Source organism: Pseudomonas sp. TH21 (assembly GCF_016651025.1).
GTDB lineage: Bacteria > Pseudomonadota > Gammaproteobacteria > Pseudomonadales > Pseudomonadaceae > Aquipseudomonas > Aquipseudomonas aylmerensis.
This window is the reverse complement of sequence record NZ_JAEKEQ010000001.1, coordinates 857,008-881,201: the sequence shown is the minus strand read 5'-3', so window position 1 is coordinate 881,201 and position 24,194 is coordinate 857,008. Positions and strand designations below refer to the sequence as shown.

General features: G+C 62.1%; 19 protein-coding genes. 7 read left to right on the top strand and 12 right to left on the bottom strand.

From position 1 onward, the window contains the following. From JFU04_RS03815 to mreB, 6 genes are all read right to left on the bottom strand, one after another. Positions 1-3,816: a YhdP family protein gene (locus JFU04_RS03815; RefSeq protein WP_201143538.1), complete on the bottom strand. Its 3,816-nt coding sequence runs from the start codon at positions 3,814-3,816 to the stop codon at positions 1-3. A gap of 76 nt (positions 3,817-3,892) precedes the next feature. Beyond that, positions 3,893-5,350, bottom strand: coding sequence for a ribonuclease G (gene rng, locus JFU04_RS03810; protein WP_010213134.1), 1,458 nt, complete (start codon positions 5,348-5,350; stop codon positions 3,893-3,895). Between the two features lie 71 nt (positions 5,351-5,421). Continuing rightward, a complete protein-coding gene (locus JFU04_RS03805; protein ID WP_201143537.1) occupies positions 5,422-6,018 on the bottom strand; it encodes a Maf family protein in 597 nt (198 codons plus the stop codon). 51 nt (positions 6,019-6,069) lie between these two features. Then, on the bottom strand, positions 6,070-6,558 hold the full coding sequence (gene mreD / locus JFU04_RS03800; RefSeq protein ID WP_003171788.1) for a rod shape-determining protein MreD: 489 nt from the start codon (positions 6,556-6,558) through the stop codon (positions 6,070-6,072). Beyond that, positions 6,559-7,701, bottom strand: coding sequence for a rod shape-determining protein MreC (gene mreC / locus JFU04_RS03795; RefSeq protein WP_201146303.1), 1,143 nt, complete (start codon positions 7,699-7,701; stop codon positions 6,559-6,561). It lies immediately after the preceding gene. A 140-nt stretch (positions 7,702-7,841) separates the two neighbouring features. Next, positions 7,842-8,879: a rod shape-determining protein MreB gene (mreB, locus tag JFU04_RS03790; RefSeq protein WP_002555108.1), complete on the bottom strand. Its 1,038-nt coding sequence runs from the start codon at positions 8,877-8,879 to the stop codon at positions 7,842-7,844. 210 nt (positions 8,880-9,089) lie between these two features. On the opposite strand from mreB, the gene gatC reads away from it, so the two are divergent. From gatC to JFU04_RS03760, 6 genes are all read left to right on the top strand, one after another. Next, positions 9,090-9,377, top strand: coding sequence for an Asp-tRNA(Asn)/Glu-tRNA(Gln) amidotransferase subunit GatC (gatC, locus tag JFU04_RS03785; RefSeq protein ID WP_065900690.1), 288 nt, complete (start codon positions 9,090-9,092; stop codon positions 9,375-9,377). A gap of 16 nt (positions 9,378-9,393) precedes the next feature. Further along, positions 9,394-10,845, top strand: coding sequence for an Asp-tRNA(Asn)/Glu-tRNA(Gln) amidotransferase subunit GatA (gatA, locus tag JFU04_RS03780; RefSeq protein WP_201143536.1), 1,452 nt, complete (start codon positions 9,394-9,396; stop codon positions 10,843-10,845). A gap of 10 nt (positions 10,846-10,855) precedes the next feature. Beyond that, on the top strand, positions 10,856-12,301 hold the full coding sequence (gene gatB / locus JFU04_RS03775) for an Asp-tRNA(Asn)/Glu-tRNA(Gln) amidotransferase subunit GatB (protein ID WP_106805151.1): 1,446 nt from the start codon (positions 10,856-10,858) through the stop codon (positions 12,299-12,301). 144 nt (positions 12,302-12,445) lie between these two features. After that, entirely contained in the window at positions 12,446-12,817 is a 372-nt protein-coding gene (locus JFU04_RS03770) for a septal ring lytic transglycosylase RlpA family protein (protein ID WP_106805152.1), read from the top strand. A gap of 58 nt (positions 12,818-12,875) precedes the next feature. Beyond that, entirely contained in the window at positions 12,876-13,922 is a 1,047-nt protein-coding gene (locus JFU04_RS03765) for a calcium/sodium antiporter (protein WP_177343924.1), read from the top strand. Next, positions 13,919-14,302, top strand: a complete 384-nt coding sequence (locus JFU04_RS03760) for a carboxymuconolactone decarboxylase family protein (protein WP_065900684.1) — start codon at positions 13,919-13,921, stop codon at positions 14,300-14,302. Before JFU04_RS03765 ends, JFU04_RS03760 begins: the two co-directional genes overlap by 4 nt. A 931-nt stretch (positions 14,303-15,233) precedes the next feature. Here the strand turns inward: JFU04_RS03760 and JFU04_RS03755 are convergent. The 5 genes from JFU04_RS03755 to kdgD all read right to left on the bottom strand — a co-directional run bounded on the left by JFU04_RS03755 (position 15,234) and on the right by kdgD (position 21,887). Further along, entirely contained in the window at positions 15,234-16,175 is a 942-nt protein-coding gene (locus tag JFU04_RS03755; RefSeq protein ID WP_021491890.1) for an AEC family transporter, read from the bottom strand. Between the two features lie 187 nt (positions 16,176-16,362). Then, positions 16,363-17,916 carry a galactarate dehydratase gene (garD, locus tag JFU04_RS03750; protein WP_106805154.1) on the bottom strand — a complete coding sequence of 518 codons (1,554 nt, stop codon included), beginning with the start codon at positions 17,914-17,916 and terminating at the stop codon, positions 16,363-16,365. Positions 17,917-17,927: 11 nt separating this feature from the next. After that, positions 17,928-19,292, bottom strand: coding sequence for an MFS transporter (locus JFU04_RS03745; RefSeq protein WP_065900680.1), 1,365 nt, complete (start codon positions 19,290-19,292; stop codon positions 17,928-17,930). Positions 19,293-19,475: 183 nt separating this feature from the next. Further along, the gene (locus JFU04_RS03740; protein WP_065900678.1) at positions 19,476-20,921 is read right to left on the bottom strand and encodes an aldehyde dehydrogenase family protein; all 1,446 of its coding nucleotides are present in this window, start codon (positions 20,919-20,921) and stop codon (positions 19,476-19,478) included. 54 nt (positions 20,922-20,975) lie between these two features. Beyond that, positions 20,976-21,887, bottom strand: a complete 912-nt coding sequence (gene kdgD / locus JFU04_RS03735; protein ID WP_034102171.1) for a 5-dehydro-4-deoxyglucarate dehydratase — start codon at positions 21,885-21,887, stop codon at positions 20,976-20,978. A gap of 245 nt (positions 21,888-22,132) precedes the next feature. On the opposite strand from kdgD, the gene JFU04_RS03730 reads away from it, so the two are divergent. Then, on the top strand, positions 22,133-23,290 hold the full coding sequence (locus JFU04_RS03730; RefSeq protein WP_201143535.1) for a phospholipase: 1,158 nt from the start codon (positions 22,133-22,135) through the stop codon (positions 23,288-23,290). Positions 23,291-23,418: 128 nt separating this feature from the next. Here the strand turns inward: JFU04_RS03730 and JFU04_RS03725 are convergent, their stop codons facing one another. Then, on the bottom strand, positions 23,419-24,168 hold the full coding sequence (locus JFU04_RS03725) for a FadR/GntR family transcriptional regulator (RefSeq protein ID WP_025856285.1): 750 nt from the start codon (positions 24,166-24,168) through the stop codon (positions 23,419-23,421). Between the last annotated feature and the right edge of the window lie 26 nt (positions 24,169-24,194).

Sequence of the window (24,194 nt, the reverse complement as noted above, 5' to 3'; positions counted from 1 at the left end):
TCAGTTTGGTTTTTCAAATGGCTTGTCGAAGGTGATTTTTGGATCCTTCCACGGGCCTTCCACCTTGTATTGCACGCTGGCAAAGCGCGCCACACGGTCGCCGATCAGCTTGTCGATCAGGAACAACGCGCCGCCAATGGCCGGCGCCCCCACGATCAGCGCAGCAATCGGCAGGTTATTGGTGACGGGCAGGGTCACCAGCAACTTGGCGTCGACCCGATCGGCCACCAGGTCCAGGGTGCCGTTGAGCTCCAGGTTGGTCGACGGCCCGGTCATGGTGATGGGCTCACGGGTCACGAACACGCCATTGCTGGCGGCCAACAAGCCTTTGACCCGGTCATAGCTCAGGCCTTTGCCGAGCAGGTCGGAAAAGTCCAGGCGCAAACGGCGGCCGATGGAGTTGAAGTTAAGCAGGCCGAACACCCGCAGCGCCTGGGCGCCGCCTTCCACTTCAACGAACTGGCCGCTGCGGAAAGCCGCGTCAAGGCTGCCGGAGAAACGCTTCGGCCCGACATAAGCCGGCGAGCCGGGCCAGCGACCGTCCACATCCAGGTGGAAGTCCTTGCTGGTGACCGTCGGCGCGTAGCCCCAGCCCTTGAGCACATCGCCGATGTTCTTGCCATCCAGGCGGCCCTTGTACCAACTGCCGCTGGCTCCCGGCGCACCTTCCCAGCCACCGGCGCCCTTGAGCTGCATGCCCTTGAGCCCCAGGTCCAGGTTGTTGAAGGCCAGGCCCTTGGCGGTCGGACGAATTTTCAGTGACCACGCCCCGACAAGGTCGGGCCCTTGGAACAGTTGATCAATCGCGATATCCAGGGCCGGAATGTCCTTGGGGTCGACGTCGGCCAATGGGTCCGGGGCGTTCTCGTCGGCCTGCACTGTCGGGTCCACCGCCGGCAGTTTCACGTATTGCAGGTTGACCGCAATCGGTGCGCCCTTGGCGTCCGGCAGGTTCACCGTGCCTTTGGCTTGCTGGCTGTCGAGCTGCAGGCCCCAGGCGGCAGGCTTGCGGTCCAGTTGCAGGCTGACCTGATCAAACTGGGTGCCAAAGCCGGTCAGTTTGCCCACCTTGAAGTCTGCGCCGCTGAGCAATTGCTTGGCGCTGCCGCCCGGGTCCTTGCCCGCATAGCGGTCGACCAGTTTTTTCCACGGGTCGATATCCAACTCGGAGAGCACACCGCGAATCCGCAGGCCCTTGCCTGCGGGCAGCACCGCATCGCCATCGCCGAGGAACAACTCGCCGCGCCCGTCGTTGAATTTGTCCGGCGGCGCGGCAAAGGTAAAGTTCGCCAACTCGCCATAGTCAAACCAGTAGCGCCGCTCGGCACCCTGCAAGGTCATGCGGAACGTGCTGTCGCGGCCCTGGCTGGCCGGCATGCCGAACGGGGCCGGCAGGTCCACCGCCACGCCCTTGAGGTTGGAACTGACCATCAACTGGCTGTCGGCGCCGTCCAGGTTGACCTGCAGCTGGTACGGGATATCCCCGGATACCGGCAATGGCTGGCTGATTTTCAGCCAATCGGTCAGCCGCTTGACCGTGACCTGCCCCTTGGCCGTCACACGGGTGCTGATACTACCCGGCTTGCCATCGGCGAAAATCTGCGCGGTGATCGGCCGGTCAAACGCCTGGGCCGTGATGCTCTGGCCGCTCAGGCCCCTGGCACTGTCAAAACGGAAATCGCCCTTGAGCTGGGTCAGGTCCAGGGTCGGCTCAGCCAATTGCAGGCGCGCCTTGTCGGTCTGGAAATCCACCACGATCTTGGGCTCGGTGCCCTTGGCCAATGGAATATCCAGGTCGAGCTTGCCTTTCAGGTCGCCCTCGCCTTTCCAGCCGGCAAAGGTCGATGCCGTACCGATCGGAGCTTCCTGCAGGATCTTCAGGCCATCGCCAAGCCCGCCGGCAAATTCGCCGGTGAGCAACAGGTGGCTGTCCTTGCCCTCAGGCGCGTGCGGAATATTGACGTAGACGTCCTTGACCTTGGTGTCGAGCAGTTGGCCCTTGCTGGCCAGGATGCGCACCCCGCTCTCTTCGACGAACACTTCGCCCTTGACCTTGCTCACATGCGGCCAGCCAGGCTGGAACGCCAGCTCGGCATCGTGCACCTTGAAGAACAGGCTGATGTTGCGTGAAGCCGGCAATGCGTCGTGGTTCAGCGAGCCCTGGTACTGGAAGAAACCCTGGTCGACCGCGCCCTTGAGAATCGCCGTGCGCAGCCATTCATCCAGGGCCGGGCTCAGCACCGCGGGCAAATACTTGGGGGTGAAACGCCCATCGCCGTCGACCATGCCGACCCGCAGGTCCATGTAGTCTTCCTGGGTATGGTCGAAATGCAGGCGAATCAGGAAATCCGCCGCGATCTTGCCCTCCTCACCCAGCACCTTGATATACGGGGCGATCAGGGTGAAACCCTGCTTGTCGAGTTTCCAGGTCAGGCGTGCATTGGCCTGGAGGTACTGCCAGGGCTTGGCGAAAATCGGGTCGAGGTGCAGGGAAAAGTCCTTGCTGTCCATGCGCAGCTCGCCATGGCCCAAGTCACCGCTGATGCTGCCGGACACGTTGCGCGCAGCCGGCGCGCCGAAGTACGCATCAAAACCCACACGTTCGAGATTGGCGGCGAAGCTGACCTTCTGGTCGGTGCTGTCCTGGGGACGGAAATCCACCAGCACATTACGCAGCAAGCCGGTGGCCTTGAGGTGTTCGATAGTCTTGGCGAAGCCTTCGGGCAGCGGCGCCAGGGCATTCAACAGTGGGGTGATCGGCGTGAGGTCCAGGCGGTCAGCCTGCAGCTTCCAGACCTCCTGCGCCGTGTCGGTTGGCAGGCTTTGCTGCAGCTGCAGGCGCGACTCCCAACGGGTGTCCCCCAGGTTCATGGCCAGCGAGTCGAACAACACCTTGAGACCGCTCTCGCTGCGTTGCACGTACGCTGTCAGCGCAAGGTTTTCGATATGCACGGGCTTGCGGTCGGCGTAGCTGCCCTTCACCTGTGGCGAATTAAGACGCACCACCGCGCTCTGCACGGTGCGCTGGCCCCAGCTCAACCAGAATTCGCCGCCGGCCTTGAATTGGGTGAGTTTCCACTGCTGGGTCAGCCGGGCCGGAAGCCACTTGGCCCAGTCGCTTTGCGGCAGGCTCAGGTAGGCATCGACGGCACCGTCTTTCCACTGGCTCGCGCGAATGCGACTGCGCAGGCTCAGGGCCAGCGGCTGGCCGTCGGGCAGTGTCAGGCGGGCATCCAGGCGCTGGCGTGTGGCCCCCGTGTGCAGGCTCAGGCCCACGTACGTCAGGGTCAGCGGTGCCTGGCCGTACGGCTGCAACGTGACCTGGCTGTCGAGCAAAGACACGCGCTTGACCCTTTGCATGCGCGTGAGCACCTGCTCCGGGTCCAATGGCTGGTCATCCTGCACCGGCAAGCCTTGCAAGGCCCAATGGCCGTCCTTGTCTTCCTTGACGCTCAATTGCAGACCACTGACTTCCAGATGGGCAATACGCACTTCGCGCGCCATCAGGCTGGCCCAGAGGTCCGGCACCACTTCGACCTGGTCCAGGCGCAAGGCACTGCTGCCCTCGCCGACCATCACGTCATGGGCCAGCAGCACCGGCGCAAAACCGCTCCAACGCCCTTCGAGGCTGCCGATCTGCAGCGGCATGTCCACCGCAGCCTGGGCCTTGGCTTCAATTTCTGCGCGGTATTCAGCCACCAGCGGGGTCAATTCACGACCCAGGCTCACGTACACCGCCGCCAACACCAGCAGCAAAGCGCACAGGCCCAGGCCCCAACGGGTCAAAGCGGCAAAAAAGCGTATCAGACGCTCCATGTCAGGCGACCCTCAAGGCAGTAGACGGACAGCAGATCAAGGTCTGCAGGTCTCGTAAAAAGAAAACGATTGGGGATCAGAGCAGCACCACGTCGTATTGTTCCTGGGAATACATGGTTTCAACCTGGAAGCGGATCGTGCGCCCGATAAAACCTTCCAGTTCTGCCACGTTGCCGGACTCCTCGTCGAGCAACCGGTCGACCACTTTCTGGTTGGCGAGCACTCTATAGCCTTCGGCCTGGTAGGCACGCGCCTCCCGTAGGATTTCGCGGAAAATCTCGTAGCAAACCGTTTCCGGGGTCTTCAACTTGCCGCGCCCCTGGCAGCTGCTGCAAGGCTCGCACAGCACTTGCTCCAGGCTTTCGCGCGTGCGTTTGCGGGTCATCTGCACCAGGCCCAGCTCGGTAATGCCGATGATGTTGGTCTTGGCGTGATCGCGTTCCAGCTGTTTCTCCAGGGTGCGCAACACCTGGCGCTGGTGCTCTTCGTCTTCCATGTCGATGAAGTCGATGATGATGATGCCGCCCAGATTGCGCAGGCGCAGTTGACGGGCAATCGCGGTGGCCGCTTCGAGGTTGGTCTTGAAGATGGTTTCTTCGAGGTTGCGGTGACCGACAAACGCCCCGGTGTTGACGTCGATGGTGGTCATGGCTTCCGCCGGGTCCACCACCAGGTAGCCGCCCGACTTGAGCGGGACCTTGCGTTCCAGGGCTTTCTGGATTTCGTCTTCGACGCCATACAGGTCGAAGATCGGCCGCTCGCCCGGGTAATGCTCCAGGCGGTCGGCAATTTCCGGCATCAATTCGGCAACAAATTGCGTGGTTCGCTGGAAGGTTTCCCGCGAGTCGATGCGAATCTTCTCGATCTTCGGGCTGACCAGGTCGCGCAAGGTCCGCAGGGCCAGACCGAGGTCTTCGTAGATAACGCTGGGCGCACCGATGGTCTTGATCTGCGCGCCGATCTGGTCCCACAGGCGCCGCAGGTAGCGGATATCCATGAGGATTTCATCGGCACCGGCGCCTTCGGCAGCCGTGCGCAGGATAAAACCGCCGGCCTCCTTGATACCTTCGGCCGCCACACAGTCGCTGACCACCTTTTTCAGGCGCTCGCGCTCGGCTTCGTCTTCGATCTTCAGGGAAATGCCGACATGCGCGGTACGCGGCATGTACACCAGGTAGCGCGACGGGATCGACAGCTGGGTTGTCAGCCGTGCGCCCTTGGAGCCGATGGGGTCCTTGGTGACTTGCACCACCAGGCTCTGCCCTTCGTGCACCAGGGCGCTGATGCTTTCGACTGCCGGGCCCTCGCGCAGGGAAATTTCCGAGGCGTGGATAAACGCAGCACGGTCCAGGCCGATGTCGACGAATGCGGCCTGCATCCCCGGCAGTACTCGCACCACCTTGCCTTTGTAGATATTGCCGACGATCCCGCGCTTCTGGGTGCGCTCGACGTGCACTTCTTGCAGAACACCGTTCTCTACCACCGCCACGCGCGATTCCATCGGCGTGATATTGATCAGAATCTCTTCACTCATGGCTGGGTCTCGTTCAGGCATTTTCACAATAGTGACCGATCGCTTAAGGCTGGGCGCGCAATTAAAGGCGTTCAGCGCGCGGTAAGGTGTTGCCAACAGGGTATGCCGAATTCGGCGAGCAGTTGCGCGGTTTCGCACACCGGCAGGCCCACCACGGCGGAATAACTGCCATTGAGACCGGCAACGAACACCGAACCCAGGCCCTGGATAGCATAGCCGCCCGCTTTGTCCTGGGGTTCGCCACTGTGCCAGTAGGTTGTAGCCTCTTCGACAGAAATCCCGCGAAACCGTACGCGACTGCTTACACAGTGGGTTTCGCAGCGCTGGCCGTCAGTCAGGGCAATGGCGGTCAGCACTTCATGCTCACGCCCCGCCAGGGCCATCAGCATCGCCAGCGCGTCGGCCTGGTCTACCGGCTTGCCGAGGATCTTGCCGTCCACAATCACGGCGGTGTCGGCGCCCAGCACACAAGCGTCGGCGGTGTGTTCAAGCGCAGCAAAACCCGCCGCTGCCTTGCCGCGAGCAAGACGCTCGACGTAGGCAACGGCGGTTTCGTTGGTAAGAGGGGTTTCATCAATGGCGGCGCCGACCACGGTGAAAGGCACACCGATCTGGGTCAGCAGTTCACGCCGCCGCGGGGAGCCCGAGGCCAGGTAAAGCGAATTCATTGCAGACTCTCCCTGTAGAGTTCGATAACCAGGCAGAGCCTCGCAATCCATTCAATTGATTTTATAGCGACGACGTAACCCACGCAGGCCGAAACTGATCCATGGCCACAACAAGGCGCTGACCAGGGCCGGCAGCACCAGTGCCAGGGTTGGCTGGCGATTGCCGGTCAGGGCGCTCAGCCAGAGTTGCACCAGCTGCGCCAGGCCGAAGATCACCAGGATCACCAGGCATTGCTGCCACATGGGAAACATGCGCAGGCGTTGCTGCAACGACAGCACCAGGAAAGTGATCAGCGTCAGGATCAATGCGTTCTGGCCCAGCAAGGTGCCATACAGCACATCTTCCGCCAAGCCCAGAAACATGGCCGTGACCATGCCGACTTTGTGCGGCAGGTTCAGCGACCAGAAAGCCAGCAACAACGCCAGCCAGAGCGGACGCAGGATTTCCATGAATTGCGGCAGTGGCGAAACACTGAGCAACAAGCCGATGGCGAACGTCAGCCAGACGATCCAGCCATTGCGCGAATGAGTACCGGCCATTTATTCCTCCCTCTGCCGTGTGGTCGCCGGAGCGGTGGTCGCTGGGCGGGCGGCCGGTGCCGTCACGGGCGGCTTGGTCGCCGGTGCAGCAGCTGGCGTTGACGCAGGGGGTTTGGTCGCCGCCGGTTTAACCGGGTGCGCGGTGTGCGTCGCGGGCTTCACGGCGGTCGCCACAGGTGCTGCAGCTGGGGCCACCGCGGGCGTAACCGGTGCAGCAGCGGCAGGCTTGGGCACGGTCGCAGGAATGATGGGCGTGGTGCCGTTCTTCTTGTCTTCCGCTTCCTGGGCCTGGGCAGCTTCGTTGGCGCGCTCTTCCGGGGTACGGTTGTCACTGAACACCAGCAGCAGGTAGCGGCTGCGGTTCAAGGCGGCAGTCGGCACCGCGCGCACAATGGCGAAGGGCTGGCCGGAGTCGTGGATCACTTCCTTGACCGTCGCCACCGGGTAACCCGCCGGGAAGCGCTGGCCCAGGCCGGAACTGACCAGCAGGTCGCCTTCCTTGATGTCGGCCGTATCGGCGACGTGGCGCAATTCCAGACGTTCCGGGTTGCCGGTACCGCTGGCAATCGCGCGCAGGCCGTTACGGTTGACCTGCACGGGGATGCTGTGGGTCGTGTCCGTCAGCAACAGCACCCGCGAGGTGTAGGGCATCAACTCGACCACCTGCCCCATCAGGCCACGCGCATCGAGCACCGGCTGACCGAGCACCACGCCATCGCGCTCACCCTTGTTGATGATGATGCGGTGGGTAAAGGGGTTGGGGTCCATGCCGATCAACTCGGCCACTTCGACCTTTTCGTTGACCAGTGCGGAAGAGTTGAGCAACTCGCGCAGCCGAACGTTCTGCTCGGTGAGGGCCGCGAGCTTTTGCATGCGCCCCTGCAACAGCAGGTTTTCAGTCTTGAGTTTTTCGTTCTCGGCGACCAGCTCGGTGCGGCTGCCAAATTGGCTGGCCACGCCCTGGTACAGACGTTGCGGCAGGTCGGTGATCCAGTATGTCTGCATCAACACCAGCGACATCTGGCTACGCACAGGCTTGAGCAGTGCAAAGCGGGCATCGACCACCATCAACGCGACCGAAAGCACGACCAGCACCAGCAGGCGCACGCCCAATGAGGGGCCTTTGGCGAAAAGCGGTTTAATAAGCCGCTCCTCCCAGGCAAATGTTCTCTTTATTCATACGGCATCTAACCGGCCTGGATGCAGATTGAAGAAGATAAACGCCAACAGGCAGCACTGCAAAGTGCTGCCTGCGGGCGAAACATGGGCAAACCAGCAAACTCTTATTCGCTGGAGAGCAGGTCCATGGTGTGTTTATCCATCATTTCCAGTGCACGGCCACCGCCACGAGCGACGCAGGTCAGCGGGTCTTCGGCAACGATCACCGGCAGGCCGGTTTCCTGGGCCAGCAGCTTGTCGAGGTCGCGCAGCAAGGCGCCACCACCGGTCAGCACCAGGCCACGCTCGGCGATGTCGGAAGCCAGTTCCGGCGGCGATTGCTCCAGGGCGCTCTTCACAGCCTGAACGATGGTGGCCAGGGACTCTTGCAGAGCTTCCAGCACTTCATTGGAGTTCAGGGTGAAGGCACGTGGAACGCCTTCGGCCAGGTTGCGACCGCGAACATCGACTTCGCGAACTTCGCCGCCCGGATAAGCGGTACCGATTTCCTGCTTGATGCGCTCGGCGGTGGATTCGCCGATCAGGCTGCCGTAGTTGCGACGCACGTAGGTGATGATCGCTTCGTCGAAGCGGTCGCCGCCAACCCGTACGGATTCGGCATACACCACACCGTTCAGGGAGATCAGGGCGATTTCAGTGGTACCGCCACCGATATCCACCACCATCGAACCGCGGGCTTCTTCAACCGGCAGGCCGGCACCGATCGCAGCGGCCATTGGCTCTTCGATCAGGAACACTTCGCGGGCACCGGCACCGAGCGCCGATTCACGGATGGCACGACGCTCCACCTGGGTGGACTTGCATGGAACGCAGATCAGCACACGAGGGCTGGGCTGCAGGAAACTGTTTTCGTGAACCTTGTTGATGAAATACTGCAGCATCTTCTCGCAGACACTGAAGTCGGCGATCACGCCGTCTTTCATCGGACGAATGGCAGCAATATTGCCTGGTGTACGGCCGAGCATGCGCTTGGCCTCGGTGCCAACGGCAACGACACTTTTCTGATTACCATGGGTCCGAATGGCCACAACCGATGGCTCATTCAGGACGATACCGCGCTCGCGCACGTAAATAAGGGTGTTGGCAGTGCCCAGGTCAATGGAAAGATCGCTGGAAAACATGCCACGCAGTTTCTTGAACATGGGAAAGGGACCCTAGGCAACGCGTGGGTAAAAAAGTGCGGCAAACTCTAACAACGACAGGGATTTTGGGCAAGGCGCCAATGTGCTAAATTGGCCGACTTTCTGTGCACCAACCCCCACAATCGCGGCCGTAAGACCGTAGAAATGCGGTAGTGTTCCGACAATCTAACACACGGACAGCCTCCGTTCTGTTTTCCACTGGAGATTCCCATGGCGCTTGAACGCTCCGACGTGGAAAAAATCGCTCATCTGGCCTCGCTTGGCCTGAATGAAGCCGATCTTCCACAGACCACCGCAGCCCTGAACAGCATTCTCGGGCTGGTTGACCAAATGCAGGCCGTGGACACCGACGGCATCGAGCCCCTGGCTCACCCGCTGGAAGCCAGCCAGCGCCTGCGCGCAGACGTCGTGACCGAGAGTAATAATCGCGAGGCCTACCAGTCCATCGCGCCAGCGGTCGAAAACGGCCTGTACCTGGTTCCGAAAGTCATCGACTAAAGGGAAAGAGCCTGCAATGCATCACATGACTCTGGCCGAGATCGCCCGCGGTCTCGCCGATAAAAAGTTTTCTTCCGAAGAGCTGACCAAGACCCTGCTGGCGCGCATCGCCGAGCACGATCCAAAGGTCAACAGTTTCATCAGCCTCACCGAGGAACTGGCGCTGAGCCAGGCCAAGGCCGCCGACGCACGTCGCGCCAACGGTGAGAACGGTACCCTGCTGGGCGCGCCGATCGCCCACAAGGACTTGTTCTGCACCCAGGGCATTCGCACCAGCTGCGGCTCGAAGATGCTCGACAACTTCAAGGCGCCCTACGACGCCACCGTGGTGTCCAAGCTGGCTGCCGCCGGGGCCGTGACCCTGGGCAAGACCAACATGGACGAATTCGCCATGGGCTCGGCCAACGAGTCGAGCTACTACGGCGCGGTGAAAAACCCGTGGAACCTGGAGCACGTGCCCGGCGGTTCGTCCGGTGGTTCGGCTGCGGCCGTGGCGGCTCGCTTCCTGCCGGCTGCCACCGCCACCGATACCGGCGGCTCGATCCGCCAGCCGGCGGCCTTCACCAACCTCACCGGCCTGAAACCGACCTACGGTCGTGTTTCCCGCTGGGGCATGATCGCCTACGCATCCAGCCTCGATCAGGGCGGCCCCCTGGCTCGCACCGCCGAAGACTGCGCGATTTTGTTACAAGGCATGGCAGGCTTCGATAAACAGGACTCCACGAGCATCGATGAGCCGGTGCCGGACTACAGCGCCAGCCTCAATACCTCGCTCAAGGGCCTGCGCATCGGCGTGCCGAAGGAATACTTCAGCGCCGGCCTCGACCCGCGTATCGCCGAATTGGTGCACAACAGCGTCAAGGAGCTGGAAAAGCTCGGCGCCGTGATCAAGGAAATCAGCCTGCCGAACAACCAGCACGCGATTCCTGCGTACTACGTGATCGCGCCCGCTGAAGCCTCCTCCAACCTGTCGCGCTTCGACGGCGTGCGTTTTGGCTATCGCTGCGAAAACCCGAAAGACCTTACCGACCTGTACAAACGCTCGCGCGGCGAAGGCTTCGGTGTCGAAGTACAACGCCGGATCATGGTCGGTGCCTACGCGCTGTCGGCCGGTTACTACGACGCGTACTACCTCAAGGCGCAAAAAATCCGGCGCCTGATCAAGAACGACTTCATGGCGGCCTTTGAAGAAGTCGACGTCATCCTCGGCCCAACCACGCCCAACCCGGCCTGGAAGATCGGCGCCAAGACCGGCGACCCGATCGCCGAATACCTGGAAGACCTGTACACCATCACCGCCAACCTCGCGGGCCTGCCGGGCTTGTCCATGCCCGCCGGTTTCGTCGATGGCCTGCCGGTCGGCGTGCAACTGCTCGCCCCGTATTTCCAGGAAGGCCGCCTGCTCAATGTGGCGCACCAGTACCAGTTGCACACCGACTGGCACACCCGCACCCCTACCGGCTTCTGAGGAGAACACTATGCAATGGGAAGTTGTGATCGGGCTGGAGATTCATACCCAGCTCGCCACCCAATCGAAGATTTTCTCCGGTAGCGCCACCACGTTCGGCTCCGAGCCCAATACCCAGGCCAGCCTGGTCGACCTGGGCATGCCCGGTGTCCTGCCGGTGCTGAACCAGGAAGCGGTGCGCATGGCGGTGATGTTCGGCCTGGCGATCGACGCCGAGATCGGCCAGCACAACGTGTTCGCGCGCAAGAACTACTTCTACCCGGACCTGCCCAAGGGCTACCAAATCAGCCAGATGGAATTGCCGATCGTCGGCAAGGGCCACCTGGACATCCCGCTGGAAGACGGCACCATCAAGCGTGTCGGCGTAACCCGCGCGCACCTGGAAGAAGACGCCGGCAAGAGCCTGCACGAAGAATTCCCGGGTGCCACCGGTATCGACCTGAACCGCGCCGGCACGCCGTTGCTGGAGATCGTGTCCGAGCCGGACATGCGCAGCGCCAAGGAAGCCGTGGCCTACGTCAAGACCATCCACGCGCTGGTGCGCTACCTGGGCATCTGCGACGGCAACATGGCCGAAGGTTCGCTGCGCTGTGACTGCAACGTGTCGATCCGGCCCAAGGGCCAGGTCGAGTTCGGCACCCGTTGCGAGATCAAGAACGTCAACTCGTTCCGTTTCATCGAGAAGGCGATCAACAGCGAAGTGCGTCGCCAGATCGAGCTGATCGAAGACGGCGGCAAGGTCATCCAGCAGACCCGCCTGTACGACCCGAACAAAGACGAAACCCGCGCCATGCGCAGCAAGGAGGAAGCCAACGACTACCGTTACTTCCCCGATCCGGACCTGTTGCCGGTCGTCCTTGAAGATTCGTTCCTCAACGACATCCGCGCCACGCTGCCGGAATTGCCACAGCAGAAACGCGAGCGCTTCCAGGAGCAGTTCGGCCTGTCGGTCTACGATGCCAGCGTCCTGGCTTCCAGCCGTGAACAAGCCAACTACTTCGAGAAAGTCGTGAGCATCGCCGGTGACGCCAAGTTGGCGGCCAACTGGGTGATGGTTGAGCTGGGCAGCCTGCTGAACAAGCAAGGCCTGGAAATCGACGAAGCGCCGGTGTCCGCCGAGCAATTGGGCGGCATGCTGCTGCGCATCAAGGACAACACCATCTCCGGCAAAATCGCCAAGACCGTGTTCGAAGCGATGGCCAGCGGTGAAGGCAGCGCCGACGAAATCATCGAGAAACGTGGCCTCAAGCAAGTCACCGACAGCGGCGCGATCTCGGCCGTGCTGGATGAAATGCTGGCGGCCAACGCCGAGCAGGTCGAGCAGTACCGTGCGGCAGACGAAGCCAAGCGCGGCAAGATGTTCGGCTTCTTTGTCGGCCAGGCCATGAAAGCCTCCAAGGGCAAGGCCAACCCGCAACAGGTGAACGAATTGCTGAAGAGCAAGCTCGAAGGCTGACACGTGTAGGACCCGGCTTCTGTGGGAGCCGGGCTCGCCCGCGATGCAGGCGCCTCGGAGCATCAGTTACACCGAGGTGAAGCCATCGCAGGCAAGCCAGCTCCCACGCAAGCCAACTCCAACATTTGTAATGGGACTCCTTGCATGAAGCGTCTACTCGGCCTGCTGGCCCTGTTCTCCCTACTGGCCGGTTGCGCCAGCGGCATCATCAACCCCAACGGCTACGACGAAACCGGCACCGCCTCCTATTACGGCGCCAAACACCATGGCAACAAGACCGCCAGCGGTGAACCCTTCAACCAGAACGCCCTGACCGCGGCCCATCGGCAACTGCCCTTCGGCACCCAGGTCAAGGTGACTAATCTGGACAACGACAAATCCGTCGTGGTCCGCATCAACGATCGCGGCCCGCATACGCGTGGGCGCTTGATCGACCTTTCACGCAAGGCTGCCGAACAACTGGGCATGCTCGGCAGTGGCACTGCGCGCGTGCGCGTGCAAGCCATGAGCAACTGAAGGCGCAGCCGTGGCCATTTTCGGATTGACCGCCCTCTCGCCCTGGAGCCTGCTCGAACTGGTCAGCGGCCTGCTGCTGCTGATCGTTGGCGCCGAGGTCCTGGTGCGCGCCGCCGTGCGCCTGGCCGCGAGCCTGAAAGTGCGGCCGCTGATTATCGGCTTGAGCATCGTCGCCTTTGGCAGCAGTGCGCCACAGATGACCGTCAGCCTGCAGGCCACCCTGGCCGGCAACACCGATATCGCCGTGGGCAGCGTGATCGGCAGCAGTATCTTCAACATCCTCGTGACCCTGGGCCTGTCGGCGCTGATTATTCCCCTGCGCGTCTCACGCCAACTGGTGCGCGTGGATATCCCGGTGATGATCCTCGCCGGTCTGCTGGTATTCACCCTGGCGGCCAATGAAGAACTGACACCCGTCGACGGCTTGTGGTTGCTGTTGGCGCTGGTCGCCTACCTGGGCGTGCTGCACTACCAGACGCGCCACTCCCGCCGCCCGCGCACCCTCGACACCGTGGCGCGCGCGCCGTGGCTCAGCAGCGTTCTGCTGATGCTCGCAGGCCTGCTGGTGCTGGTCCTGGCCGGGCACTTGCTGCTGGGCGCGGCGGTGGATGTGGCAGCGGACCTGGGCCTCTCGGAACGCATCATCGGCCTCACGCTGATCGGCGTCGGCACCTCGCTGCCCTGCCTCGCCACCTCACTGATCGCCGCCCTGCGGGGGCAGCGGGAAATTGCCGTGGGCAACGTGATCGGCAGCAACCTGTTCAACCTGCTGGGCGTGCTGGGGATCACCGCCCTGCTCGCGCCCTCGCCGCTGTCGGTGTCGCCCAATGCGCTGGATTTCGACCTGCCGGTGATGCTCGGTGTGGTGGTGCTGTGCCTGCCGGTGTTCTACACCGGTTACCGCGTGACCCGCGCCGAAGGCCTGGTGCTGCTGGGCCTGTACCTGGCGTACGGGCTGCACGTGATGTCGTTCACCACCGGCATGCCCCTCGCCAACAAGCTTGAACAACTGATGCTGTATTACGTCCTGCCAGTGCTGGTCGCTTTCCTGTTGTTCAGCACGCTGCGAGCCTGGCGCCGCCAACACAAGAGGGATTCGCAATGACCGATCAGAAAAAGCCCGGGGTTGAGATGCGTCGCCAGGTGATGGGCGATGTGTTCGTCGACCGTGCCCTGGGCAACGCCACCGAGTTCACCCAACCGCTGCAGGATTTCGTCAACGAGCATGCCTGGGGCAGCGTGTGGAACCGCGAAGGCCTGCCGCTGAAGACCCGCAGCCTGATCACCCTCGCCGCCCTGACCGCGCTCAAGTGCCCGCAGGAACTCAAGGGCCACGTGCGTGGCGCGCTGAATAATGGCTGTACCGTGGAGGAGATTCGCGAAGCACTGCTGCACTGCGCGGTGTACGCCGGCGTCCCGGCGGCGATCGATGCGTTCCGCGCGGCGCAGGAAGTGATTGAGGCGTATCAGGCCGATCAGCCGTGACGGCGAGCTAGCTTGCGCAGGCAAGCCAGCTCCCACATTTGATCTCCATATGCCCGAGTGCCTGAGCCATACCTCAACTCCTGTGGGAGCGGGCTTGCCCGCGAAGGCGGCTTGTCAGCTGATGCATTCGTTGCCTGACCCACCGCTTTCGCAGGCAAGCCAGCTCCCACATTTGATCTCCATATGCCCTGGGGCCTGAGCCATACCTCAATTCCTGGGGGAGCGGGCTTGCTCGCGAAGGCGGCCTGTCAGCTGATGCACTCGTTGCCTGACCCACCGCTTTCGCAGGCAAGCCAGCTCCCACATTTGATCTCCATATGCCCGAGTGCCTGAGTCAAACCTCAATTCCTGTGGGAGCTGGCTTGCTCGCGAAGGCGGCTTGCCAGTTGATGCATCGTTGCCTGACCCACCGCCTTCGCAGGCAAGCCAGCTCCCACATTTGATCTCCATATGCCCAGGTGCCTGAGCCATACCTCAATTCCTGTGGGAGCGGGCTTGCTCGCGAAGGCGGCTTGTCAGTTGATGCATCAGGTGCCTGACCCACCGCCTTCGCAGGCAAGCCAGCTCCCACATTTGATCTCCATATGCCCGGGTGCCTGAGCCATACCTCAATTCCTGTGGGAGCGGGCTTGCTCGCGAAAGCGGCGTGTCAGTTGATGCATCGTTGCCTGACCCACCGCCTTCGCAGGCAAGCCAGCTCCCACATTTGATCTCCATATGCCCGGGTGCCTGAGCCATACCTCAATTCCTGTGGGAGCGGGCTTGCCCGCGAAGGCGGTGTGTCAGTTGATGCATCAGGTGCCTGACCCACCGCTTTCGCAGGCAAGCCCGCTCCCACATTTGATCTCCATATGCCCGAGTGCCTGAGCCATACCTCAATTCCTGTGGGAGCTGGCTTGCCTGCGATTGGCCCTCAAGAGCCCAGCAACCTTCAGATCCAACCCCCCGCCTGCAACACGAAAATCCCGATATTGGTGGTCACCGCCGCCATCAGCGTGGTGATCACGATAATCGCCGCCGCCAGCTCATGATTGCCCTCGGCCGCCCGGGCCATGACAAAGCTGGCCGCTGCGGTTGGCGCGCCGAAGTACAGGAACAAGATCCCCAACTCCGGCCCGCGAAAGCCCAGCAACCATGCCCCCAGCGTCGCCACCACGGGCAAGCCGATCATCTTCACCAGACTCGCACTCAGCGCCATGCTGCCACTTTTGCGCAAAGCCGCCAGCGACAGCGTGCCACCGATGCAGATCAGCGCCAGGGGCAGGGTCATGTCCGCCAGGTACTGGCCCGACGACTCCAGCCAACCCGGCAGGCCAATCTGGAACACCGCGAACGGCGTGGCGGCGATCACGCTGATGATCAGCGGGTTGGCCACCACACTCTTGCAGATGCTCCACGGGTCGGACTTGATCACCGGGCTGTACACCGCCAGCACGATGGTCGACAGGGTGTTGTAGAACAGGATCACCAGCGCCGCGAGAATCGCACCGAGGGAGATACCGTAGTCGCCGTACATGCTGGCGGCCAGCGCCAGGCCGATCACACCGTTATTGCCGCGAAACGCGCCCTGGGTGTAGATGCCACGGTCTTCACGCGGGCAGCGAAAAATCGCCCAGCCCCAGGCGAGGGCAAAGCTCAACAGCGTGGCGACAGCGAAATAGATCAGCAGGCCCGGCTTGAGCGCCGAGTGCAGGTCGGCATGCAGGATGCCAAGAAACAGCAGCGCCGGCATGGTGACGTTGAACACCAGGGACGAGGCCGTGTGGATAAAGTTGTCGTTGATCCAGTTGACGCGCTTGAGCAACACCCCCAGAAACAGCATGGCAAACACCGGCGCGGTGATGGTGAGGGTGGTGAGGAAAATTGCCAGCATGCCGGGGAGAACCTTGGTGAGCGTCGTCAGGTGGCTAATGATAAGCCAGTACGAACCGGTTCGTCTGGTTGACACTCGCTCAATGTGAGAGCCGGCTTGCCTGCGATGGCGGTGTGTCAGGCGTTACATCGGTTACTGATACACCGCTATCGAAGGCAAGCCAGCGCCTACAAGGTCCGCGCCAGTCTCAGGTAATCGGCGCGGGGTTGAACAAGGTGATGTCGTTATGCAGCTTATGCTGCTCGGCCCACGTCTGCTTCTTACCGCTGGCCACATCCAGGTAGAAATGGAACAACTCCCAGCCCAGCTCCTCGATGGTCGCGCGCCCGGTGGCGATGCGCCCGGCGTCGATATCGATGAGGTCCGGCCAGCGCTGTGCCAGCTCCGTACGTGTGGAAACCTTCACCACCGGCGCCATCGCCAGCCCATACGGCGTGCCGCGTCCGGTGGTAAACACGTGCAGGTTCATCCCCGCCGCCAGTTGCAAGGTGCCACAGACAAAGTCGCTGGCCGGTGTCGCGCAGAAGATCAGGCCCTTGCTCTTGAAGCGTTCGCCCGGACCCAGCACGCCGTTGATCGCGCTGCTGCCGGACTTGACGATAGACCCCAGGGACTTCTCGACAATATTCGACAACCCGCCCTTCTTGTTACCCGGCGTGGTATTAGCGCTGCGATCTGCCTCGCCCTTGGCCAGGTAGCGGTCGTACCAGTCCATTTCCCGGACCAATTCCTCAGCGACTTGCCGGGTCTGCGCACGGGAGGTCAGCAGGTAGATCGCGTCGCGCACTTCGGTGACTTCGGAAAACATCACCGTTGCCCCGGCCCGCAACAACAGGTCCGACGCATACCCCAGCGCGGGGTTGGCGGTGATGCCGGAAAACGCATCACTGCCGCCGCACTGCATGCCCAGGATCAACTCGGATGCCGGCACGGTTTCGCGGCGGCGCTGGTCGAGCTTTTTCAAACGGGTTTCGGCCAACGCCATGATCTGCTCGATCATCTCGGTAAAGCCGTGGCTGGAATCCTGCAATCGATACAGCCACGGCTCACTCAGGTCGACGGAGCTGTCGTTGTCGTGCATCACCTGCCCGGCCTGCAATTTCTCGCAGCCCAGGCTGATCACCAGGGCTTCGCCGCCCAGGTTCGGGTTGCGTGCCAGATTGCGCACCGTGCGAATCGGGATGTAGGCATCCGTCGCGGTGATGGCCACGCCACAGCCATAGCTGTGGGTCAGCGCGACCACGTCATCCACGTGTGGGTACTTGGGCAGCAACTCGTCCTTGATGCGCTTGACCGCATGGTCCAGCACACCGGTGACGCATTGCACCGTGGTGGTGATGCCGAGGATATTGCGCGTGCCCACGGTGCCGTCGGCATTGCGGTAGCCCTCGAAGGTAAAGCCTTCGAGGGGAGCCTGGGTTTCGGGCACATCGGTGGACAGCGGCAGGCTGTCCAGCGGCGGCGCGGTCGGCATGCGCAGTTGATCTTCCTGGACCCAACTGCCGCGCGGAATCGGCGCCAGGGCGTACCCGATGGTCTGGCCGTAGCGAATAATCTGACCGCCCTCGGGAATATCTTCCAGGGTCACCTTGTGGCTCTGGGGGATGAAATCGACGGTCACCAGGCCGTCCGGGAACTCGGTCCCGGCCGGTACGCCCTGGTCATTGACCACGATCACCACATTGTCGCGCTCGTGCAAACGAATCGAGCGCGGCGAGTCGGCATGTTCAATCAACTGCATTACATCGCCCCTCAGGAATGCGCTTCGGTAAGGTTAGTCAACTCAGGCCCTTTGCTTGGCGGCTCTTTGAGTACCACACGTTTGATCGGACCCACGATCACCAGGTAGCTGAACACCGCCAGCAGCGCGTTGGCGCCCACAAACACCAGTGCCCACTTGAACGAGCCGGTGGTGCTGATGATGTAGCCGATCACGATCGGCGTGCTGATCGACGCCAGGTTGCCAAACATGTTGAACAAGCCGCCACTGAGCCCGGCGATTTGTTTCGGCGAAGTGTCGGACACCACCGCCCAACCCAGTGCGCCAACGCCTTTGCCGAAGAAGGCCAGGGCCATGAAGCCCACCACCATCCATTCGATGTCCACGTAGTTGCACGCCACGATGCTGGAAGACACCAGCAACCCGCCAATGATCGGCGCCTTGCGCGCGAAGGTCAGCGAGTGGCCCTTGCGCAACAGGTAGTCGGAAATCACCCCGCCCAGTACCCCGCCGATAAAGCCGCAGATCGCCGGCAGCGAAGCAATGAAACCGGCCTTGAGAATGGTCATGCCGCGGTCCTGCACCAGGTACACCGGGAACCAGGTCAGGAAGAAATAGGTGATGCCGTTGATGCAGTACTGGCCCAGGTACACCCCGAGCATCATGCGGTTGGTCAGCAGTTGGCGGATGTAATCCCACTTCGGACCGTCAGTTTTCTTACCCTTGACCTTGTCCTGGTCCATATCGACCATCGCGCCGTTGGCGGCGATGTGATTGAACTCGGCCTCGTTGATCATCGGGTGCTGGCGTGGGCTGTGGATAACTTTGAGCCAGATCAGCGAGAACACGATGCCGATCCCGCCCATCACGATAAACACGTGCTGCCAGCCGAAGCTGTAGACGATCCAGCCCATCAACGGCGCGAACAGCACCGTGGCGAAGTATTGCGCCGAGTTGAAGATCGCCGAAGCCGTGCCGCGCTCGGCGGTGGGGAACCAGGCCGCCACGATTCGCGCGTTGCCGGGAAAGGACGGCGCTTCGGCCAGGCCCACCAGGAAGCGCAGCATGAACAGCGCAACCACTGCGGTGGAGACGCCGAACTCACCGACATAGCCTTGCAGCACGGTGAACAGTGACCAGGTGAAGATGCTCAGGGCATAGACTTTTTTCGAGCCGAACCGATCCAGCAGCCAGCCGCCGGGGATTTGCCCGGCCACGTAGGCCCAACCGAATGCGGAGAAGATATAACCGAGGGTGACCGCGTCGATGCCGAGGTCTTTTTGCAGGCTGGAGCCGGCGATAGCGATGGTGGCCCGGTCGGCGTAGTTGATCGTGGTCACCAGGAACAGCATGAGCAGGATCAAATAGCGGACGTGGGTCGGCTTGGTCGCTTGCATGTAGAAGTACTCCCACTAATTATTTTTTTTGCGGGTAATGGTCTATTTGTCGGTGGGGACCGCTTTCATGTGGGAGCCGGGCTTGCCCGCGATACAGGCACCTCGGTGTGTCAGGCACACACCGGTGATGCTATCGCAGGCAAATCAGCTCCCACACAAAGCAGGCGCCACGGGTGTCGCGTATTACGAACCGATGTAGCTGGTTTTCACCACGGTGTAGAACTCTTGCGCATAGCGACCCTGCTCGCGCGAACCATAGGAGGACCCTTTGCGCCCACCGAACGGCACGTGGTAATCCACGCCGGCGGTCGGCAGGTTGACCATCACCATCCCGGCCTGGGAGTGGCGCTTGAAGTGATTGGCGTACTTCAACGACGTCGTGGCAATGCCCGCCGACAAGCCGAACTCGGTGTCGTTGGCCATGGCCAGCGCCGCCTCGTAGTCCGCCACGCGCACCACGTTGGCCACTGGGCCGAAGATTTCTTCACGGCTGATGCGCATGGCGGCTTCGCTGTCGGCAAACAGCGTCGGCGCCAGGAAGTAGCCTTCGGTGTCACAGGTGACCAGGCCGCCACCGCTGACCAGCCGCGCGCCTTCGCTCTGGCCGATGTCGATGTACTTGAGGTCCTGGTCCAACTGGGCCTGGGACACGACCGGGCCGATATCGGTGCCGCTTTTGAGGGCGTGGCCGACCTTGATCGACTTCATGCGCTCGGCCATGGCCGCGACGAACTGGTCGTGAATCCCGGCGGTCACGATCAAGCGGCTCGAGGCCGTGCAACGCTGGCCGGTGGAGTAGAACGCACTCTGCACCGACAACTCGACCGCCTGCTTGAGGTCGGCGTCGTCGAGGATGATCTGCGGGTTCTTGCCGCCCATTTCCAACTGCACTTTGGCCTGGCGCGACACGCAGCTGACGGCGATCTGGCGACCTACGCCGACTGAACCGGTGAAGCTGATGCCATCGACTTTCGGGCTGTTGACCAGCACGTCGCCGACCACGCGGCCGCTGCCCATCACCAGGTTGAACACACCGGCGGGGAAGCCTGCGCGAGAGATGATTTCGGCCAGGGCCCAGGCGCAGCCCGGTACCAGTTCAGCCGGCTTGATCACCACACAGTTGCCGTAGGCCAGGGCCGGGGCGATTTTCCAGGCGGGGATCGCAATCGGGAAGTTCCACGGGGTGATCAGGCCGACCACGCCCAGGGCTTCACGGGTGACTTCGACATTGACGCCCGGGCGTACCGACGGCACGTAGTCACCGGACAAGCGCAGGCATTCACCGGCGAAAAATTTGAAGATGTTACCGGCGCGAGTCACTTCGCCAATGGCTTCGGGCAGGGTCTTGCCCTCTTCCCGGGCCAGCAAGGTGCCGAGTTCTTCGCGGCGGGCGAGGATTTCGCTGCCGACTTTATCCAGCGCGTCGTGACGCGCCTGGATCCCGGAAGTGGACCAGGCCGGGAACGCGGCGCGGGCGGCGTCGATGGCAGCATTGACTTGGGCTACGTCAGCCTTGGCGTATTCGCCAATGACATCAGACAACTCCGACGGGTTGAGGTTAACGCAGTAGTCGGCACCGGCCACCCACTGGCCATTGATGTAGTTTTCATAACGCTGAGCTTGGGACACAAATCTTCTCCTGACGCAAAAGGCCGCTGATTACTCAGCGGCCTTGTAGATAAGTTATTGCGCGCCTTGCTTGTCGATCAGCGCGGCCAGGGCTTCGTATTCTTCCGGCAGCAGGTCGGTCAGCGGCGTGCGCACCGGGCCGGCGTCGTAGCCAGCGATTTTCGCACCGGCCTTGACGATGCTCACCGCATAGCCCGCCTTGCGGTTGCGGATGTCCAGGTACGGCAGGAAGAAGTCGTCGATGATCTTGGCGACAGTGGCGTGATCGTCCTTGGCAATGGCGTGGTAGAAATCCATCGCGGTCTTCGGAATGAAGTTGAACACCGCCGAGGAGTACACCGGCACGCCCAGGGCCTTGTAGGCAGCGGCGTAAACCTCTGCAGTCGGCAGGCCGCCCAGGTAGCTGAAACGGTCACCGAGACGACGGCGGATCGACACCATCAATTCAATGTCGCCCAGGCCGTCTTTGTAGCCGATCAGGTTCGGGCAGCGCTCGGCCAGGCGTTCCAGCAAAGGCGCAGTCAGGCGGCAGACGTTGCGGTTGTAGACCACCACGCCGATTTTGACCGACTTGCACACTGCTTCGACGTGGGCGGCAACCCCGTCCTGGCTGGCTTCGGTCAGGTAGTGCGGCAGCAGCAGCAGGCCTTTGGCGCCAAGGCGCTCGGCTTCCTGGGCGTACTCGATGGCCTGGCGAGTCGAACCGCCCACACCCGCGAGGATCGGCACGCTGGTAGCGCAGGTATCAACGGCGGTCTTGACCACCTGGGAATATTCGCTGGCGGCGAGGGAGAAAAACTCACCGGTACCACCGGCGGCGAACAAGGCAGTGGCGCCGTACGGGGCCAGCCATTCCAGACGCTTGATATAGCCCGCCTGGTGGAAGTCACCCTGGGCGTTGAAATCGGTCACCGGGAAAGACAGCAGACCGTGGGAGAGGATGGACTTCAGTTCTTGTGGATTCATTATTCGAACACCCTGGGCGAAGACTTTCGATGGAAAGGTTGTTGTTGGTTTTGATGATGTCGTACGTCATCGTACAACTATAAATAATTTCGTCAACTGCAATTCATCGCCATGGTGCACGTGCGGGTGGGCGACACCTCATGCAGAGGCGTTCTTGACGTAGGAATTTATTCCTCTATGCTCGAGATAACTGTATATGCATACAGTTATTACGGAAGATTCCTACGACATAGCAAGGAGCTAACATGTCAGGTCCAGAACTCGCAGCACCCGAAAAGAACCCGCCTACCCTGCGCTTCGAAGGGGGTGAACACACCGCCATCGGCGACGACACCCTGTTGCGCTTTGCCAAGGACGCCCCGGCGATTCCTGCGCGACAGGTCGAGTTGCACCTGCCCAACGGGCTGGCCCTCACCTACGGCCAAGTGATCGCCCTGGGCGGCGACTTTTATGGCATTCCCGGCCACCCCATCAGCGACGGCGCCTCCCCCGCCGAGCGCATCCACCGCTTTACCGCCGCGTTCAACTCCCTGGCCGTGTTGCCCGCTTCACGCGAGGAAGCGCACAAGATCCTCGCGGTCATGCAAAAGGAAATCAACGCGGTCAACCAGGCGATCAAGGACGGCAAGCAAGCCCATGAAGCCTATGACGCGCTGGGTGATACGTTGTCCGAGGAATGGAACCGCATCACCGGCGGCGGCAGTGCGGTGTCGGCGCTGATTCCCCTGGGGCGCTATTTGAAACTGGCGGCGGACAATGCCGACCACTTCGGCGAATGGGCACTCTCGGCGTACCTGGCAGGCCATACGGCCGCGCTGCAGCAAGCCGTCGTGGCGCATCAGACCGGCACCGACCAGGCGCTGGAACTGGCGTATGCGATGAACAGTTTTGCCGATCACTTCCTGACCGACCTGTTTTCCGCCGGGCACCTGCGTGTGCCGCGCAAACAGCTGGCCGCCGTGGTCACGCCGGGCGAGTTGGGTTCGCTGATCAGCCGCTTCATGCACGATGAAGACAGCAAGTTCGGCCTTAAGGTGCGCAACGCCATGGGCGACCAATGGCACGCCTATGGGGACAAGCGCTACTTCGACGCCATCGACGCGGACAATCGGCTGCAGGTCAAACGCGCGGTACAGGCCTCGGCCGATGAGATCTTCGCGACCTTTATCAGCGGCGTGGCACCCTCCCCAGCCACCTTCAAGGCGCCGCTGTATGTGCCGGACCTGAATGCCGCGCAGAACCCGGCGAACAACTTCTCGCCGCTGTTCAAGGTGGAGGGAGACAAGGTGCTGCGGCGCAAGGATGTGAATGACCTGAACGACAGGCATTGGACCAATGATTGGTGGGGATGGAGTACGTACCTGCTGCTCAAGGACTACAAGCCCAACCAGCCCACAAGCTAAGGACACGCATTACTCCAGACAATGGAGATCAACTGTGCGAGCTGGCTTGCCTGCGATGGCGGAGTGTCAGTCAAACCTAACTGGCTGATACTCCGCTAGGGCCGGCAAGCCGGCACCTACAGACCCCTTCAGCCGCGCTGCGCTTCTGCCTCTTCATGGGCATGGCGCAGCCGCTCACGGCTATTGGTCAGGTGCAAGCGCATGGCCGCCCGCGCCGCGTCCGAATCCTGGCGCGCAATCGCTTCATAAATCTCTTCGTGCTCGCGGCTCAGGCGACTCATGTAGTGCTGCTGGTCATCGTGGGCCAGGCGCGCCGAATTCAGGCGGGTACGCGGAATGATGCTGGTGCCCAGGTGGGTCATGATGTCGGTGAAATAGCGGTTGCCGGTGGACAACGCGATTTCCAGGTGGAAGGCGAAGTCTGAGGCAACCGCATCGCCAGCGTGCGCGGCGCTTTCATTCAGGGCGTCGAGGGCGGCACGCATGGCTGCCAGTTGCTCGTCGCTGCGGCGCAATGCGGCCAGGCCAGCGGATTCGACTTCCAGGCTGATACGCAACTCGAGAATCGCCAGCACATCACGCAGGGTCACCACCGTGGCCGGGTCGATGCGAAAGCCGCTCGGGCTTGGCGTATCGAGCACGAAGGTGCCGATGCCATGCCGGGTTTCCACCTGCCCCGCCGCCTGCAAGCGCGAGATGGCCTCGCGCACCACGGTACGGCTGACACCATGGGCGTCCATGATGGCCGACTCGGTGGGCAGCTTGTCACCGCGCTTGAGCTGGCCGTCACGGATCTGCTCGGACAACACCGTGACCAATTCCTGGGCAAGGCTGCGACGCTTGCGGGGAAGACGAGGGGCGGTGTTGGCGTTTTCCATGATGGATCATCTTTCTCTGTGAGCTT

What these genes read in the sequence shown, in the direction of transcription:
- JFU04_RS03815 (WP_201143538.1), bottom strand. Translation starts at nt 3,816, where the DNA reads ATGGAGCGTCTGATACGCTTTTTTGCCGCTTTGACCCGTTGGGGCCTG.
- rng (WP_010213134.1), bottom strand. Translation starts at nt 5,350, where the DNA reads ATGAGTGAAGAGATTCTGATCAATATCACGCCGATGGAATCGCGCGTG.
- JFU04_RS03805 (WP_201143537.1), bottom strand. Translation starts at nt 6,018, where the DNA reads ATGAATTCGCTTTACCTGGCCTCGGGCTCCCCGCGGCGGCGTGAACTG.
- mreD (WP_003171788.1), bottom strand. Translation starts at nt 6,558, where the DNA reads ATGGCCGGTACTCATTCGCGCAATGGCTGGATCGTCTGGCTGACGTTC.
- mreB (WP_002555108.1), bottom strand. Translation starts at nt 8,879, where the DNA reads ATGTTCAAGAAACTGCGTGGCATGTTTTCCAGCGATCTTTCCATTGAC.
- gatC (WP_065900690.1), top strand. Translation starts at nt 9,090, where the DNA reads ATGGCGCTTGAACGCTCCGACGTGGAAAAAATCGCTCATCTGGCCTCG.
- gatA (WP_201143536.1), top strand. Translation starts at nt 9,394, where the DNA reads ATGCATCACATGACTCTGGCCGAGATCGCCCGCGGTCTCGCCGATAAA.
- gatB (WP_106805151.1), top strand. Translation starts at nt 10,856, where the DNA reads ATGCAATGGGAAGTTGTGATCGGGCTGGAGATTCATACCCAGCTCGCC.
- JFU04_RS03770 (WP_106805152.1), top strand. Translation starts at nt 12,446, where the DNA reads ATGAAGCGTCTACTCGGCCTGCTGGCCCTGTTCTCCCTACTGGCCGGT.
- JFU04_RS03760 (WP_065900684.1), top strand. Translation starts at nt 13,919, where the DNA reads ATGACCGATCAGAAAAAGCCCGGGGTTGAGATGCGTCGCCAGGTGATG.
- JFU04_RS03755 (WP_021491890.1), bottom strand. Translation starts at nt 16,175, where the DNA reads ATGCTGGCAATTTTCCTCACCACCCTCACCATCACCGCGCCGGTGTTT.
- garD (WP_106805154.1), bottom strand. Translation starts at nt 17,916, where the DNA reads ATGCAGTTGATTGAACATGCCGACTCGCCGCGCTCGATTCGTTTGCAC.
- JFU04_RS03745 (WP_065900680.1), bottom strand. Translation starts at nt 19,292, where the DNA reads ATGCAAGCGACCAAGCCGACCCACGTCCGCTATTTGATCCTGCTCATG.
- kdgD (WP_034102171.1), bottom strand. Translation starts at nt 21,887, where the DNA reads ATGAATCCACAAGAACTGAAGTCCATCCTCTCCCACGGTCTGCTGTCT.
- JFU04_RS03730 (WP_201143535.1), top strand. Translation starts at nt 22,133, where the DNA reads ATGTCAGGTCCAGAACTCGCAGCACCCGAAAAGAACCCGCCTACCCTG.
- JFU04_RS03725 (WP_025856285.1), bottom strand. Translation starts at nt 24,168, where the DNA reads ATGGAAAACGCCAACACCGCCCCTCGTCTTCCCCGCAAGCGTCGCAGC.